Below are 15,657 nucleotides of genomic sequence, written 5' to 3'. Positions count from 1 at the left end.
TGCAGGACATTGCCGCCAGTCGGTATCTGAGGCATAGGGGTTTCGCTCCGTGACGGAAGCGATTTCTGCGTGTCTCGCACTGTGGTAAGAACGCCGCGAACAACGGCTCGCGACGCTATCGGGAGGTCAACAGATGATTGACGCGAAAAAAGCCATAACCAAGTTCCTCGCCGGGGCAGCGCTTGCGTTGCTGACAGGCCTTGCCGGACCAGCGCTCGCGGTAAGTGAAGTCAAGGCCGTGGTCAACGGCACCGCCATCACCAGCGGCGATGTCGCCAAGCGCCAAGCCTTCCTGCGCCTGCAGCATACGAAGGCCGATGCCAAGACCGCCGAGGAGCAATTGATCGACGAAGCGCTCAAGCAGCAGGAAGTCTCCCGCGTCCATATGTCGGTGTCGCAGCAGGACGTCGATGCGTCTTTCGCGCGCTTTTCGAGCGGCAACAAGCTTTCCCCCGAGCAGATGTCGCAGATCCTCGATCGCGCCGGCGTCGGCGTCGACCATTTCAAGCGTTTCGTCGCCGTGCAGATGAGCTGGCCGCGTGTCGTCAACGCCCGCTACGGCTCGACCTCGCGGCTGTCGAACTATGATCTCGTCTCGCGCATGATGCAAAACAACAAGCAGAAGCCGGTGACGACGGAATATATGCTGCAGCAGATCATCTTCGTCATTCCGCAAGCCAAGCGCGGGGCCATCACCGGCAAGCGCAAGGGCGAGGCCGAGGCGTCGCGCTCGAAATTTCCGGGCTGCGATCAGGCAAAGGTGTTTGCTGCGACGATGCGCGACGTTTCCGTGCGCGATCTCGGCCGCCTGCTCGCCCCCGAGATCCCGCCGGATTGGAAGCCGCTGGTCGAGCAGGCCAAGGGCAACACGACAGGGACCCGCGTCACCGACAAGGGTGTCGAGTATCTGGTAATCTGCAGCCAGCGGCAGGTCTCCGACGACCAGGCAGCCGAAATGGTCTTCCGCCAGGAAGATCTCGACAAGTCCAAGGGCGGCAAGGACGCCAGCCCGGAAAACGAAAACAGCAAGAAATACCTGGATGAACTGCGCAAAAAGGCGCAGATCGCCTATCGCTGACCGACAATGGCGATACCGTTTTCGCGACCGCTTGCGCTGAGCCAGGGCGACCCCGCCGGCATCGGGCCGGACATTACTCTGATGGCCTGGCTCCGGCGGCGTGAACTCGGGCTGCCGCCTTTCTTCCTGATCGGCGATCCTGATGTCTTGGCGCTGAGAGCCCGCCAGCTCAATCTGGCCGTGTCGATCCGCGAGACCGATAATGCCAGCGAGGCCGCCGGCATGTTTGCCGACGCGCTGCCCGTCATGACCATACCGGCCGGCATCGAGGTCGTGGCTGGCGAGCCGCATGCGGCAACGGCGAAAGGTACGATCGCGGCGATCGAAAAAGCCGTGTCGCTTGTCATCAACGGCGAGGCGCTGGCGGTCGTTACCAACCCGATCGCCAAGGCCGTACTCTACGAGGCGGGTTTCCGGTTTCCCGGCCATACAGAATTTCTCGCCGATCTCGCCGCCAGGGCGACCGGCCGGCCGGTGACACCGGTGATGATGCTGTCCGGACCGAAACTCAGGGCCATTCCCGTCACCATCCACATTCCGGTCCGGGATGTGCCGCAGGCGCTGACGGGCGAACTGATCATGGAAACCTGCCGGATCGCTCATGAAGACCTGAGGCAGCGCTTCGGCATCGAGGCGCCGCGGCTTGCCGTTGCCGGCCTCAACCCGCATGCGGGCGAAGGCGGGGCGATCGGCAAGGAGGACGAGGACGTCATCCGTCCGGCGATCGAGCGCCTGCGCGACGAGGGCGTCGATGCGATCGGTCCCCTGCCCGCCGACACGATGTTCCATGACGAGGCGCGGGCGCGATACGACGTCGCCGTCTGCATGTATCATGATCAGGCATTGATCCCAGCCAAGGCACTCGGTTTCGACGACAGCGTCAACGTGACGCTTGGGCTTCCCTTCGTACGCACCTCGCCGGATCACGGCACCGCTTTCGGCATCGCCGGCAAGGGACTGGCGCGCGAGCAGAGCCTCGTTGCGGCCCTGAAGCTCGCCGCCCAGCTCGGCCGCAGTGCGGAAAGCCGCCGCTGATGGCAGCACTCGATGGCCTGCCGCCGCTTCGTGACGTCATCCAGCGTCACGGCCTCGATGCGCGCAAGGCGCTCGGCCAGAATTTCCTGCTCGATCTCAACCTGACGCAGAAAATCGCCCGCACGGCGGGGGCGCTCGATGACGCGACCATTTTCGAGGTCGGCCCCGGCCCCGGCGGACTGACGCGCGCGATCCTGGCGCTCGGCGCCAGGAAGGTTATCGCCATCGAGCGGGATGCACGCTGCCTGCCGGCGCTCGGCGAGATCGCCGATCATTATCCCGGCAGGCTCGAGGTGATCGAAGGCGATGCGCTGAAGACGGATTTCGAGACATTGGCGCCGGAAGGCCCGATCAAGATCATTGCCAACCTCCCCTACAATGTCGGCACGCAGCTCTTGGTCAACTGGTTGCTGCCGAAAGCCTGGCCGCCGTTCTGGCAGTCGCTGACGCTGATGTTCCAGAAGGAGGTCGGCGAGCGCATCGTCGCCAACGAAGACGACGACCATTACGGCCGTCTCGGCGTGCTCTGCGGTTGGCGGACGGAGGCACGCATGGCTTTCGACGTGCCGCCACAAGCCTTCACACCGCCGCCGAAAGTGACGTCGACGGTCGTGCATCTGGTCCCCCGCGAAAACCCCATCCCCTGCGCTGTCGCCAATCTGGAAAAAGTGACGCAGGCCGCTTTCGGCCAGCGTCGCAAGATGCTGCGCCAAAGCCTGAAACCACTCGGCGGCGAGAGCCTGCTCGTCAAGGCCGGGATTGATCCGGCGCGACGGGCTGAGACCCTTTCCGTCGAGGAATTCTGCCTGTTGGCGAACAGCCTTTAGAGCGGTTCAACTTTTCATGGAAGTGTAGAACCGCTCTAACCTTTTGTTTCTACGCAATCCCGGACGCAAAACCGCTGCGCACTTTTGCTGGACTTGCTCTAGATCCAGGATGACGTCATCCGAAACCGCGCACGTTCCGGCATCGCGTTTTAAAGCGACGGCGTCTCTTCCAGGAGCTCGCGGACAAAGTCGAACATGCCATGGCGGCGGTCGCGGCGCAGGCGTTCGGCCTTGACGATCGACTGGACGGCGTCGAAGGCAGCGTTGAGGTCATCATTGATGATGACGTAGTCGTATTCGCGCCAATGGGCGATCTCGGCGCGGCTGTTGGCGAGGCGCGTCTGGATGACCTCTTCGGAATCCTCGGCACGGCGGTGCAGCCGCGACTGCAGCTCGGTCATGGTCGGCGGCAGCACGAAGATCGAGACGACGTCGGCCGACATCTTCTCCTGCAATTGCTGGGCGCCCTGCCAGTCGATATCGAAGAGCATGTCGCGGCCTTCCGCCATGGCCTGCTCGACCGGCTCACGCGGCGTGCCGTAGAAATTGCCATGGACCTCGGCCCATTCGAGCAGCGAGTCGCTATCGCGCAGCCGCTCGAACTCGCGCACACTCTTGAAGTGGTAGTGCACAGTCTCGACCTCGCTTGGGCGGCGCTGGCGCGTGGTGACGCTGACGGAAAGGCCAATTTGCCTGTCTGTCTCCAGAAGCGTGCGCGCGATGGTGGATTTGCCGGCGCCCGACGGCGACGAGATCACAAGCATCAGACCGCGGCGGGCGATCTGCACGGGCGAGGATTTCGCCGGTTTCATGTCTTACTCCAAATTCTGGACCTGCTCGCGGAACTGGTCGATCACGACTTTCAACTCGATGCCGGCAGCGGTAACTGCCGAAGCATTCGACTTCGAGCAGATGGTATTCGATTCGCGGTTAAATTCCTGTGCAAGGAAGTCCAGGCGGCGCCCGGCAGGGCCACCTTTCACCAGAAGATCGCGCGCTGCGGCGATATGAGCCTTCAGACGATCGATTTCCTCGCGCAAATCCGCCTTGGTCGCCAACAGTGCGGCTTCAACATGCAGCCTGTCGCGGTCGAGTGCGGCCATGCCGTCCATCAACAAGGCGACCTGCGCGGCAAGCCGCGCAGCGATCTCCTGCGGCGAGCGCGAGGGATCGACGTCGATCGTTCGTGTCAGGCCTTCGATCGTCGTGATATGGTCGTGAAGAATGCGGGCCAGCGCCGAACCTTCCTGTTCGCGCATTGCTCTCAGATCGGCAAGCGCGGCCAGCAGGCCGGCAGCGATATCGGCGTCACGGGCGGCAAGCGCCTCCTCGCCATCCTCGCTTTCGCGGAATTCGACGATGCCGCGCACCAGAAGCAGCGTATCGAGCTTCAGCGGCGCCGGATCGATGACACCGTCCAACTGCTCGCGCATGGCCAGCACGGCGGCAAGCGCCTCCTTGTTCAGCACCGCCTCGAAACGGTTCTCGTCGGCGGTGACGGATAGCGATGCCTGCAGGTTGCCGCGGCTGAAGCTTTCACCGGCGAGACGGCGGACCTCTGCCTCCATGCGTTCGAGGCCGGGCGGCAGGCGCAGGCGCAGGTCGAGGCCCTTGCCGTTGACCGAGCGCAATTCCCATGCCCAGCGCCAGCGGCCGCTCGTTCCCTCGCGCCGCGCAAAACCGGTCATGGACTGCAAAGCCATGCGAGCCTCCCGAAAGTATCAGTTAATCTTCTTTTTCTTCGGCGGCACGACGGTCGCGCCACTATCCGCCGGCTGCTCTTCCGGCTGGCCGTCGACTGCGATGTTCGGGTCCGAACCCTTGTCGGCCTCGAGCTTGCGCCAGCGCTTGACGTTGGCATTGTGCTCCTCGAGCGTGGCGGCGAAAACATGGCCACCAGTGCCGTCAGCGACGAAATAGAGGTCCTGCGTCTTCCAGGGATTGGCGACGGCTTCCAGCGCATCCTTGCCGGGATTGGCGATCGGCGTCGGCGGCAGACCCTTGATGACATAGGTGTTGTAAGGTGTATCCCGCTTCAGGTCCGACTGGTAGATCGGCCGGTCGGCCGGTTTGCCTTCGCCGCCGAAGAGGCCGTAAATAATCGTCGGATCAGACTGCAGGCGCATGCCCTTGCCGAGCCGGTTCAGAAAAACGGAGGCGACATGCGCACGCTCGTCGGGAACGCCAGTTTCCTTTTCGACGATCGAGGCGAGTGCCACGAATTCCTCCTTGGATCGCAGCGGCAGCGAGGAGTCGCGCTTGTCCCAGATCTGATCGACGAGCTTCTGCTGCGCAGCCGCCATCTGGTCGATGATTTCCGAGCGCTTGGTGCCGCGCGAGAATTTGTAGGTATCCGGACGAAGGCTGCCCTCGGTCGGCAGTGCGGCCGGCAAGTCGCCTTCCAGCACAGTATCCAGCAGCATGCGGTCGAACATCTGGCGGACCGTCAAGCCCTCGGGGAAGGAAACGGAATAGAGAATGGACTTGCCCGATTTCAGAAGCTCCATGATATCGCTCATGGAAGCCCTCGCCTTGATCTCGTATTCACCCGCCTTGAGGCTCTCACCCGCAGACAGATGCGTTGCCGTGAGATAACGGAAGATGCGGGCATCGCTGATGATCGCGTTGCGCTCGAGGTTCGAGGCGATTTCGGTCAGACCAGCGCCGTTGCGGACGATGAAATTGGTGTTGGTCTGCAGCGGACCGGGATTCCGATAGGTCGATGTGGCGTAGTAGAAGCCGATAACGGCGACGACGCAGACCAGAACCGCCATCGTCATGATGAAGTTCAGGAAAAGAACGACCTGGCCGCGGGCTTTCTTGGACCGCTTCGGCGGCTCCGGAACGCGCTCAGGACGCAGGGCTTCGCTCGGCGACTTCGGGATGATCGGTCCCTTCTGTGCCTGGGTATCGTTGCTCTGGTTCGTCGTATCGCTCACCGGCAATCCTCTAAAACTTGACCCTCACTTCGCTATTTCGCGAAGCAATGCGGCAAAAGCAGGTTCTGCCGCCGTTCAACGACGCCGTTGCCGGTCGTTGTGCTTTCGCACGCCCTCCTACGCAAAGTAGAGGACGGCCTGTTGCGGTGTAAGGGAGACCCGTTACACCGCATACAGGACTCTTATTGCGCGTAACGGCGCAGTACGAGCGACGCGTTCGTGCCGCCGAATCCGAACGAGTTGGACAGCGCCACATTGATTTCCCGCTCACGCGCCTTGTGCGGAACAAGATCGATCGCCGTCTCACGTTCGGGATTGTCGAGATTGAGCGTCGGCGGCGCGATATTGTCGCGGATGGCGAGCGTGGTGAAGATCGCCTCGATGGCGCCGGCAGCACCGAGAAGGTGTCCTGTCGCTGACTTGGTCGAGGACATGGAGATCTTCGACGCCGCATTGCCGACCAGCCGTTCGACGGCGCCAAGTTCGATCGTGTCGGCCATGGTCGAGGTACCGTGAGCATTGATGTAATCAATATCGGACGGTGTCAGCCCGGCGCGCTTCAGCGCCATCGCCATACAGCGGCCGGCACCCTCGCCGTCTTCGGAGGGTGCGGTGATGTGATAGGCATCGCCCGACAGGCCGTAGCCGACGATTTCGGCATAGATCCTGGCGCCGCGCGCCTTGGCATGTTCCAGTTCTTCGAGCACGACGATGCCGGCGCCCTCGCCCATGACGAAGCCGTCGCGGTCGCGGTCATAGGGACGCGACGCTTTCTTCGGGTCGTCATTGTGCTGGGTCGACAGCGCCTTGCAGGCGGCAAAGCCTGCAAGCGAAATGCGGCTGACCGGGGATTCCGTGCCGCCGGCGACCATGACGTCGGCGTCGCCGAGCGCGATCAGCCGCGCGGCATCGCCGATCGCATGCGCACCCGTCGAGCAGGCGGTGACGACCGAATGATTGGGTCCGCGCAGCTTGTGGCGGATCGAGACCTGGCCGGAGACAAGATTGATCAGGCGGCCGGGAATGAAGAAGGGGGAGATGCGGCGCGGGCCTTTGTCGCGCAGGGTGTAACCCGCCTCGACAATGCCTTCGATGCCGCCGATGCCGGAGCCGATCAGCACGCCGGTGGCGATCTGGTCCTCATCGGTTTCGGGATGCCAGCCGGCATCGGCAAGCGCCATGTCGGCGGCGGCCATGCCGTAGATGATGAAGGGATCGACCTTGCGTTGCTCCTTCGGCTCCATCCACTGATCGACATTGAAGGTGCCGTCGGTGCCGTCGCCAACAGGGATACGGCAGGCGATCTTGGCGGGAAGGTCATCGACCTCGAATTCGGTGACGAGGCGGGCGCCGTTCTGGCCGGCAAGCAACCGCGACCACGTCACCTCTGTTCCGCATCCCAAGGGTGATACCATGCCGGTACCGGTGATGACGACACGTCTCATCGCGTGCTTTCCCCGTCTCTTATGTTCTATGGAGAAATATGCCGAAAAGAAAAGGGCGGACTCCAGGCCCGCCCTTTCTCAAACTCACAGGATCAGGCCTGGGCCTTCTCAATAAACTTCACGGCATCGCCGACCGTCAGGATCGAGTCGGCAGCGTCGTCAGGAATTTCAACGCCGAATTCTTCTTCGAAAGCCATGACAAGTTCGACCGTGTCGAGCGAGTCAGCGCCTAGATCGTCGATAAAGCTGGCGCTCTCGACGACCTTGTCGGCATCGACGCCAAGATGATCAATAACAATTTTCTTTACGCGTTCTGCGATATCGCTCATGTCGGTTTCCTCGACCTTATGTCCTGATCGGAATGCCGTTGCGGCACCCCTACCCTGTTTCAGCCTGCGATGTTTTCAGACATCCTCGGCAAACTCGTTTACCCGGCTTCAGAGATGTTCCAGGCTTGCAAAAAGCCCGCCGGTTCGTCTGCTTTCTCGGGACGACTGTTCACAGTCATGGCCCGCTTAACATGCTTTATGTCTGCCGCAAAGCCAGAAAATCAACGCTTCGTGATTGCTCAACATGCTATTGGCGGAAATATTCCCATGCCAACGGTTTGTCGTTTCAGATCATCGCCATGCCGCCGTTTACGTGCAGCGTCTGGCCGGTCATATAGGCAGCCTCGGAGGACGCGAGGTAAGCAACCGCCGAAGCGACCTCGCCGCCCGTGCCCATGCGCTTCATCGGGATCGCTCCCATGATCGCTTCCTTCTGCTTGTCGTTCAGCTTGCCGGTCATGGCGCTCTCGATGAAGCCCGGTGCGACGCAGTTGACCGTCACGTTGCGGGTGGCAATTTCCTGCGCCAGGGACTTGGTGAAGCCGATCATACCGGCCTTGGAGGCGCAGTAATTGGCCTGGCCCGGATTGCCGGTGACGCCGACGATGGAGGTGATGTTGATGATGCGGCCATAGCGGCGGCGCATCATCGGATGCGTCAATTCGCGCGTCAGGCGGAAGGTCGATGTCAGATTCACTTCGAGGACGCTGTCCCAGTCCTCGTCGCTCATGCGCACGAACAGGCCGTCGCGGGTGATGCCGGCATTGTTGACGAGGATGTCGACGCCTTCAAGGTCGGCCTCGGCCTTCTGGCCGAGCGCCTTGACCTCATCGCGGTCGGACAGGTTGGCCGGGAAGATCTTGACGCGCTCGCCGAGTTCGGCCGCTAGCGCTTCCAGCTTCTCGACACGGGTGCCGTGCAGGCCGACGATGGCGCCCTGCTTATGAAGAAGGCGGGCGATTTCCTCGCCAATACCGCCCGATGCGCCTGTGACGAGAGCCTTGCGGCCGGAGAGATCGAGCATGGAAACGTTCCTTATATCAGGGACACCAAATCCGGTGTCCGGGGATACCAATCAGGCCATGAGGGCGGCGACGGCCGCGTCGATATCCGCCGGACCGTTGACGGAGATGCCGTTGATCGTCTTGTCGATGCGGCGGGCAAGGCCGGTCAGCACCTTGCCGGAACCGAGTTCATAAAGCGTCGTGACGCCATTTCCAGCGAACCACTCCACCGTCTCGCGCCAGCGGACCTGACCGGTCACCTGCTCGACCAGGAGGCTGGCGATCTCGTCGGCGGCTGTCACGGGGGCGGCACGGACATTTGCAATGAGGGGCACGATGGGATCGGATTTTGAAACCATTGCCAGTGCTTCGCGCATGGCGTCGGCGGCCGGCGCCATCAGTGTCGAATGGAACGGAGCGGAGACCGGCAGCAGAATGGCGCGCTTGGCGCCCTTGTCGGTCGCGAGGCCGGCGGCCTTTTCGACGGCTGCCTTCTCGCCCGAGATGACGATCTGGCCGCCGCCATTGTCGTTAGCGATCTGGCAGGCGCCGACAGCGGTGGCTGCCTCGCAGACGGCAACGACGTCGGCATGTTCGAGGCCGATGATCGCGGCCATGGCGCCGACGCCGACAGGAACAGCCGCCTGCATGGCATTGCCGCGAATGCGCAGCAGCCGCGCGGTATCGGCGAGCGAAAAGGTGCCGGCGGCGCAAAGTGCCGAATATTCGCCGAGCGAGTGGCCGGCGACGTAAGCGACCTTCGACTTCAGATCCAACCCTTTGGCTTCCAGAACGCGAACAACGGCGATCGAGACGGCCATCAGCGCCGGCTGGGCGTTCGCCGTCAAGGTCAACGTATCCTCGGGACCGTTGAACATGACGTCCGAAAGCTTTTCACCGAGCGCCTCATCGACCTCTTCAAAGACGGCTCGGGCTTCGGCAAAATTCTCGGCGAGATCCTTGCCCATGCCGACGGCCTGACTGCCCTGGCCGGGAAAAGTGAAAGCAATGGTCATTCTCGTGTCCCTGGCTCATGCCCCTGATTGCGCCCCTTAAGGCTGTTTTGCCTCCAATTGACATTCTTTCCGGCAGAGTCAAGTGGCGGCCCGTTCTCCGCAAAGCCTTTCGCGCACGCGCAAAAGCCCGGTTTTTGCTCTTGCGCTCCGCCAAATCCAGCCTAGATTTGCGCGGACCCTCCCAAGGCTTCCACCTCTCTCCCAAGGTTTTTCCATGAAGTACAATTCACTAGGCCGCACCGAGATTTCCGTTTCAGAGATCTGCCTTGGCACCATGACCTGGGGTTCGCAAAACAGCGAAGCCGACGCGCATGCGCAGATGGACTATGCCGTCGAAAAGGGTGTCAATTTCTTCGATACGGCCGAGCTTTATCCAACCACCCCGGTTTCGGCCGCGACACAGGGCCGGACCGAAGACTATATCGGCAGCTGGTTCAAGAAGACCGGCAAGCGTGGGGATATCGTGCTCGCCACCAAGGTCGCGGGCCGCGGCCGCGACTATATACGCGGCGGCGAAGGTGCCGATGCGAAGAATATCCGCCTGGCGCTCGAGGCCAGCCTGGCGCGGCTGAAGACTGATTACGTCGACCTCTACCAGATCCACTGGCCGAACCGAGGCCATTTCCATTTCCGCCAGAACTGGAGCTACAATCCCTTCAATCAGGACCGCGACGAGACCGTCGCCAATATGCTCGACATCCTGGAAACGCTCGGCGCGCTGGTGAAAGAGGGCAAGATCCGCGCGATCGGCCTTTCTAATGAAACGACCTGGGGCATACAGAAATACCTGACGCTCTCCGAACAGAACAGCCTGCCGCGCGTTGCCAGCGTCCAGAACGAATATAATCTGCTCTACCGTCATTTCGACCTCGATCTCGCCGAGCTCTCGCATCACGAGGATGTCGGGCTGCTCGCCTATTCGCCGCTCGCCGGCGGCATCCTCTCCGGTAAATATGTCGATGGCATCAGGCCAAAGGGTTCGCGCGGTTCGATCAACCCCGATATCGGCGGCCGCCTGCAGCCGCTGCAGGAGCCGGCAACCAAAGCCTATCTGCAGATCGCGGCAACCTACGGTCTCGACCCGGCGGCGATGGCGCTCGCCTTCTGCCGATCAAGGCCTTTCATGGCCTCGGTCATCATCGGCGCAACCTCAATGGAGCAGCTGAAAATCGATATCGGCGCGGCCGACCTGACGCTTTCGGACGAGGTGCTCGCGGAGATTGCCAAGGTGCATCGGCAGTATCCGCTGACGCTTTGATCATATTCCTGGGCGCCTGCCCGACGCTAGAACAGGATGGGAGCATGATGTCGTCCGAAAACCGCTCACACTTTTCGGCATCATGCTCCGCCCACCGATTTGCGTCGGGTTCGATTGCCCGATTGCGCTTGCCTTTCCGCGAAAAATCCGTATAAGCCGCCCTGTTCGTTAACCCGCTCTTCTGGCTGGTGGCTGAACGGAGGGCCGGTTTCCTTTTGGAAATCGTTCGGAACGGAAGCGTTCCAGCCTCCCGTGTCTCCGCTCTCGACCGTCTCGGAAACGCTTTCTTGCCTGGGTCCGCCCAATCAGGAGCAGTCGTTGAGGCTTAGCCGCCGAATATCGGGTTGAACCAAACGCAAGAAAGGCAAAGCTGTCATGGCTCTTTATGAACATGTATTCCTTGCCCGGCAGGATATTTCCGCTCAGCAGGTCGACGCCCTCGTAGAACAGTACAAGGGTGTGATCGAAGCGAATGGCGGTAAGGTCGGGCGTATCGAGAACTGGGGCCTCAAGTCCCTCACCTACCGCATCAAGAAGAACCGCAAGGCGCACTACGCCCTGATGGACATCGATGCACCGGCTGCTGCCGTCCAGGAAATGGAACGTCAGATGCGCATCAGCGAAGACGTTCTTCGCTACATGACGATCGCCGTCGAGAAGCATGAAGAAGGTCCGTCTGCCATGATGCAGAAGCGCGACCGTGACGACCGTCCGCGTGAAGGCGGCCGTGGCCCGCGTGAAGGTGGCTTCGGTGATCGTGACCGTGGCCCGCGTCCGCCGCGTGAAGGTGGCTTCGGCGACCGTGACGACCGTCCGCGCCGTCCGCGCGAAGACCGTGTATAAGGGAGATCTGAGATATGTCTGAAACTTCCTCCGCTCCGGTCCGCCGCCCGTTCCATCGCCGCCGCAAGACCTGCCCATTCTCCGGCGCCAACGCGCCGCGGATCGACTATAAGGACGTACGCCTGCTGCAGCGCTACATTTCCGAGCGCGGCAAGATCGTTCCGTCCCGCATCACGGCCGTTTCCCAGAAGAAGCAGCGCGAACTCGCCCAGGCGATCAAGCGCGCCCGTTTCCTCGGCCTGCTGCCCTACGTCGTCGCCTAATCGGTCGACGCCAACACCTTTGAGGGAAGGCATTCGTGCCTTCCCTTCTCCCTTCCGCGATGGGCGCGGATCGGAACTGTTAAAACCCATGTTGAGACGTTTCTGAATTTGATTCAGCAACATCCTCTAACTGCTTGATGAAGCAGGACAGCGACCTTGAAACGACCGAACATTAAAACGCTGCTGATCGGCGCACTCGCCGGATTGACCGCCGCCCTGCTGGTGCTGGGCGCGAGCATGCAGCCGTCGTTTTTCAGCGCGCTTCTCTACACGGCCTCGGCTCTGCCGATCCTGATCGTCGGGCTCGGCTGGGGCAATGCCGCCGCGGTCTCGGCCGTCGTCACCGCTGCGGCGCTGGGCGCGATCTTGATCTCGCCTTCCTTCGCGCTGATCATGACGCTGGTGACGCTTCTGCCGGCCGGTTGGCTCAGTCATCTCGCCAATCTGGCGCGTCCGGCCTCCGAACTCGGCGGTCCCGACCATCTGCTTGCCTGGTATCCGCTCTCCGATATCCTGCTGCATCTCTGCGGTCTGGTGACGCTTGCCGTCATCGTCATCGGTGTGATCATCGGCTACGGGCCTGAGATCACCGATCCCATCGTCGATCTGCTGATCACCTCGCTCAAACAGCAGCAACCCGAATTCATGCCCGATCCGGCAGCGACGGCGCAGACCAAGTCGCTGATCCTACTGATGCTGCCGGCTTTGCAGGGCGGCATGTGGGTCAGCATGCTGTTTGCCGCCTATTATTTCGCCGTGCGCATCGTTGCCGCGTCCGGCCGCGGCCTTCGTCCGCGCGAGGATATTCCCTCATCGCTGCGGATGAACCGCAACTCGATCTTCATCTTCCTGGCCGGGCTTGCCGCCTGCTTTTTCGGCGGCGTTCCGGCGCTGGTCGGTGCGACCGTGATCGGCACCTTCGGCGCCGGCTTCATGCTCTCCGGTTTCGCCTCTCTGCATTTCCGCACGCGCGGCAAGGACTGGCGCATACCGGCTCTCATCCTCTGCTATCTGGCCTCGATGCTCATGCTGCTGCCAGCTCTCCTCATCCTCGTCCTCGGTCTCAGCGATACGCGCAAGGCGATCGCGCTGACCCCGACGAAAGATGCTGATGCCCCCAAACAATCCGATACGAAAATCTGAGACACAAGAAAGGAAAAAGAAAATGGAAGTCATCCTTCTCGAACGCATCTCCAAGCTCGGCCAGATGGGCGAAACCGTAAAGGTTCGCGACGGCTTTGCCCGTAACTACCTGCTGCCGCTCGGCAAGGCGCTGCGCGCCAACGCCGCCAACAAGACCCGCTTCGAAGCCGAGCGCGCGACGCTCGAAGCCCGCAACCTCGAGCGCAAATCGGAAGCCCAGAAGGTCGCCGACGTTCTCGACGGCAAGTCCTTCATCGTCGTGCGTTCCGCCGGCGAAACCGGCCAGCTCTATGGTTCGGTCGCTGCCCGTGACGTCGTCGAGATTCTCGGCGCCGAAGGCTTCAACATCGGCCGCAACCAGGTTCACCTCAACACGCCGATCAAGTCGATCGGCCTGCACAAGGTCGAGCTGCAGTTGCATGCCGAAGTCGAAATCCACGTCGAGCTGAACGTTGCCCGCTCTGCCGAAGAGGCAGAGCGCCAGGCCAAGGGCGAAGAACTCACCTCGGTCGACGCGATCTACGGCGTCGACGAAGACGCGCTGCGTCCGGAAGACTTCTTCGATCCGGAAGCCGACGGCGTCGACGAAGACGAAGCATAATTCTCGTTGGAGCGATCCGCGTGAGGGAAAGCCCGGCCACCGCGCCGGGCTTTTTCGTTTCCATCCCTTCGATTTGAGCCGCCGATCGGTTCGCTTTTTTTAAGGGGATTTTCCGGATGTTTTTGCTGCGTGCCTTATCGCATCGCGCTAAAGTAGGTTCTCCGAAACGGATGGGCTGAGTCGGCGCCATACCGTGTCGTGCGGGTGACACTGCCAGTATTTCTCCTTTGTGTCGCCCAAGACTGTGGAGAAGTCGAACAACGTGCACAGCATTCAGGATTTAGGCGAAGCGAGCCCCCGCTCCTTTCGTAGCCTCTTGATTTTCGCGTCCGGAATTGCAAATCCGGAGCTGGAAAAAGACAGAACGGATGATGATGAACGACGCCGCTCGAAAGATTGCAGCTGTTGCCCCGTCGGAGCAGCATTATCGCGAAGCACCCAACAATATCGAAGCCGAGCAAGCGCTTCTGGGTGCGATCCTGATGAACAACGACGCCTATTACCGGGTGTCCGACTTCCTGAAGCCGATCCATCTCTATGAACCGCTGCACCGGAAGATCTTCGAGGTTGCCGGCGATATCATCCGCATGGGCAAGATCGCCAACCCGGTGACGATCAAGACCTTCCTGAAAGCCGACGAAAAGGTCGGCGACATGACGGTTTCGCAATATCTGGCGAGCCTCGTCAGCAATGCCGTCACCGTCATCAATGCCGAGGATTACGGCCGGGCGATCTACGACCTGGCGCTGCGCCGGGCGCTGATCACCATTGGCGAGGATGTCGTCAACATCGCCTATGACGCGCCGCTCGACATGCCACCGCAGTCGCAGATCGAGGATACCGAACGCCGCCTCTTCGAACTGGCGGAAAACGGCCGCTACGACGGTGGCTTCCAGGCCTTCAACGATGCGGTCGCGCTGGCGATCGACATGGCGGCCGTCGCCAAGGAACGTGATGGCGGGCTTTCCGGCATTTCCACCGGCATCCATTCGCTGGATTCCAAGATGGGCGGCCTGCAGCGGTCGGACTTGATCGTGCTTGCCGGACGCCCCGGCATGGGCAAGACCTCGCTTGCCACCAACATCGCCTACAATATCGCCGCCGCCTACGAAGGCGAAGTCCAGTCGGACGGCAGCATGAAGGCGAAGAACGGCGGCGTTGTCGGCTTCTATTCGCTCGAAATGTCGTCCGAACAGCTCGCCACCCGTATCATCTCCGAGCAGACGGAAGTCTCCTCCTCGAAGATCCGCCGCGGCGACATCAACGATGCCGATTTCGAAAAGCTCGTCGCCTGCTCGATGATGATGCAGAAGGTGCCGCTCTTTATCGACCAGACCGGCGGCATCTCGATCGCCCAGCTTTCGGCCCGCGCGCGCCGTCTGAAGCGCCAGCGCGGCCTCGACGTGCTGGTCGTCGACTACATTCAGCTGATGACCGGCTCGGGCAAATCCAGCGACAACCGCGTGCAGGAAATCACCCAGATCACCACCGGCCTGAAGGCGCTCGGCAAGGAACTCAACGTTCCAATCATCGCGCTGTCTCAGCTTTCGCGCCAGGTCGAAAGCCGCGACGACAAGCGGCCGCAGCTTTCCGACCTTCGCGAATCCGGCTCGATCGAGCAGGACGCCGACGTCGTGCTCTTCGTGTTCCGCGAGGAATATTACGTCAAGAATTCGGAGCCGCGCGACATCCACGATCCGAAATATCCGGAATGGGAAGCGCTGTTCGACAAGGTGAAGGGCACGGCCGACGTCATCATCGCCAAGCAGCGCCACGGGCCAACAGGCACGGTGAAGCTCGCCTTCCAGGCGGAATTCACGCGCTTTGCCGATCTCGCCGATCCCTCCTTCACCCAATATGAAGAGCACTGATCGCG

At 61.6% G+C, this 15,657-nt stretch carries 16 protein-coding genes; 9 read left to right on the top strand and 7 right to left on the bottom strand.

The window, feature by feature from the left end; all coding sequences use genetic code 11:
• Positions 1-133: 133 nt before the first annotated feature.
• Genes J3P73_RS08785 through rsmA form a run of 3 tightly spaced genes read left to right on the top strand, consistent with a single transcriptional unit; the run spans position 134 to position 2,940 of the window.
• The gene (locus J3P73_RS08785; protein WP_130688076.1) at positions 134-1,078 is read left to right on the top strand and encodes a SurA N-terminal domain-containing protein; all 945 of its coding nucleotides are present in this window, start codon (positions 134-136) and stop codon (positions 1,076-1,078) included.
• A 6-nt stretch (positions 1,079-1,084) separates the two neighbouring features.
• A complete protein-coding gene (gene pdxA / locus J3P73_RS08780) occupies positions 1,085-2,113 on the top strand; it encodes a 4-hydroxythreonine-4-phosphate dehydrogenase PdxA (protein ID WP_207579883.1) in 1,029 nt (342 codons plus the stop codon).
• Positions 2,113-2,940 carry a 16S rRNA (adenine(1518)-N(6)/adenine(1519)-N(6))-dimethyltransferase RsmA gene (rsmA, locus tag J3P73_RS08775; RefSeq protein ID WP_130661316.1) on the top strand — a complete coding sequence of 276 codons (828 nt, stop codon included), beginning with the start codon at positions 2,113-2,115 and terminating at the stop codon, positions 2,938-2,940. The genes pdxA and rsmA overlap by 1 nt, the downstream gene beginning before the upstream one ends.
• A gap of 149 nt (positions 2,941-3,089) precedes the next feature.
• On the opposite strand, the gene gmk is transcribed toward rsmA, so the two are convergent.
• The 7 genes from gmk to fabD form a co-directional block, all read right to left on the bottom strand.
• Complete coding sequence (gmk, locus tag J3P73_RS08770) at positions 3,090-3,752, bottom strand: guanylate kinase (RefSeq protein WP_075224229.1); 663 nt, start codon at positions 3,750-3,752, stop codon at positions 3,090-3,092.
• Between the two features lie 3 nt (positions 3,753-3,755).
• Positions 3,756-4,643, bottom strand: coding sequence for a YicC/YloC family endoribonuclease (locus tag J3P73_RS08765; protein WP_130688073.1), 888 nt, complete (start codon positions 4,641-4,643; stop codon positions 3,756-3,758).
• Positions 4,644-4,661: 18 nt separating this feature from the next.
• Positions 4,662-5,879 (bottom strand): endolytic transglycosylase MltG, encoded by a 1,218-nt coding sequence (mltG, locus tag J3P73_RS08760; protein ID WP_207579882.1) that lies wholly within the window; start codon positions 5,877-5,879, stop codon positions 4,662-4,664.
• A gap of 182 nt (positions 5,880-6,061) precedes the next feature.
• Entirely contained in the window at positions 6,062-7,324 is a 1,263-nt protein-coding gene (gene fabF, locus J3P73_RS08755) for a beta-ketoacyl-ACP synthase II (protein ID WP_018070559.1), read from the bottom strand.
• Positions 7,325-7,416: 92 nt separating this feature from the next.
• Positions 7,417-7,653, bottom strand: a complete 237-nt coding sequence (locus J3P73_RS08750; protein WP_003547058.1) for an acyl carrier protein — start codon at positions 7,651-7,653, stop codon at positions 7,417-7,419.
• A gap of 286 nt (positions 7,654-7,939) precedes the next feature.
• On the bottom strand, positions 7,940-8,677 hold the full coding sequence (gene fabG / locus J3P73_RS08745; RefSeq protein WP_018070560.1) for a 3-oxoacyl-[acyl-carrier-protein] reductase: 738 nt from the start codon (positions 8,675-8,677) through the stop codon (positions 7,940-7,942).
• A gap of 51 nt (positions 8,678-8,728) precedes the next feature.
• Complete coding sequence (gene fabD / locus J3P73_RS08740; RefSeq protein WP_075224232.1) at positions 8,729-9,673, bottom strand: ACP S-malonyltransferase; 945 nt, start codon at positions 9,671-9,673, stop codon at positions 8,729-8,731.
• Between the two features lie 214 nt (positions 9,674-9,887).
• Here fabD and J3P73_RS08735 point away from each other — a divergent pair, with 214 nt between their 5' ends.
• The 6 genes from J3P73_RS08735 to J3P73_RS08710 all read left to right on the top strand — a co-directional run bounded on the left by J3P73_RS08735 (position 9,888) and on the right by J3P73_RS08710 (position 15,652).
• Complete coding sequence (locus J3P73_RS08735; protein ID WP_207579881.1) at positions 9,888-10,931, top strand: aldo/keto reductase; 1,044 nt, start codon at positions 9,888-9,890, stop codon at positions 10,929-10,931.
• 375 nt (positions 10,932-11,306) lie between these two features.
• Positions 11,307-11,774, top strand: a complete 468-nt coding sequence (rpsF, locus tag J3P73_RS08730; RefSeq protein WP_003547040.1) for a 30S ribosomal protein S6 — start codon at positions 11,307-11,309, stop codon at positions 11,772-11,774.
• 14 nt (positions 11,775-11,788) lie between these two features.
• A complete protein-coding gene (gene rpsR / locus J3P73_RS08725) occupies positions 11,789-12,037 on the top strand; it encodes a 30S ribosomal protein S18 (protein WP_003547038.1) in 249 nt (82 codons plus the stop codon).
• A gap of 156 nt (positions 12,038-12,193) precedes the next feature.
• Positions 12,194-13,180 carry a DUF2232 domain-containing protein gene (locus tag J3P73_RS08720; protein WP_075224235.1) on the top strand — a complete coding sequence of 329 codons (987 nt, stop codon included), beginning with the start codon at positions 12,194-12,196 and terminating at the stop codon, positions 13,178-13,180.
• Positions 13,181-13,202: 22 nt separating this feature from the next.
• Positions 13,203-13,781: a 50S ribosomal protein L9 gene (gene rplI, locus J3P73_RS08715; protein WP_018070564.1), complete on the top strand. Its 579-nt coding sequence runs from the start codon at positions 13,203-13,205 to the stop codon at positions 13,779-13,781.
• Positions 13,782-14,155: 374 nt separating this feature from the next.
• On the top strand, positions 14,156-15,652 hold the full coding sequence (locus J3P73_RS08710; protein ID WP_012756827.1) for a replicative DNA helicase: 1,497 nt from the start codon (positions 14,156-14,158) through the stop codon (positions 15,650-15,652).
• The last annotated feature ends 5 nt before the right edge of the window (positions 15,653-15,657 follow it).

Origin of the sequence: Rhizobium ruizarguesonis, from assembly GCF_017357285.1 — a bacterium.
In the GTDB taxonomy this organism is placed as follows: Bacteria; Pseudomonadota; Alphaproteobacteria; order Rhizobiales; family Rhizobiaceae; genus Rhizobium; species Rhizobium ruizarguesonis.
The sequence above is the reverse complement of the archived record's forward strand: the minus strand, read 5'-3'. Positions and strand labels throughout refer to the sequence as shown.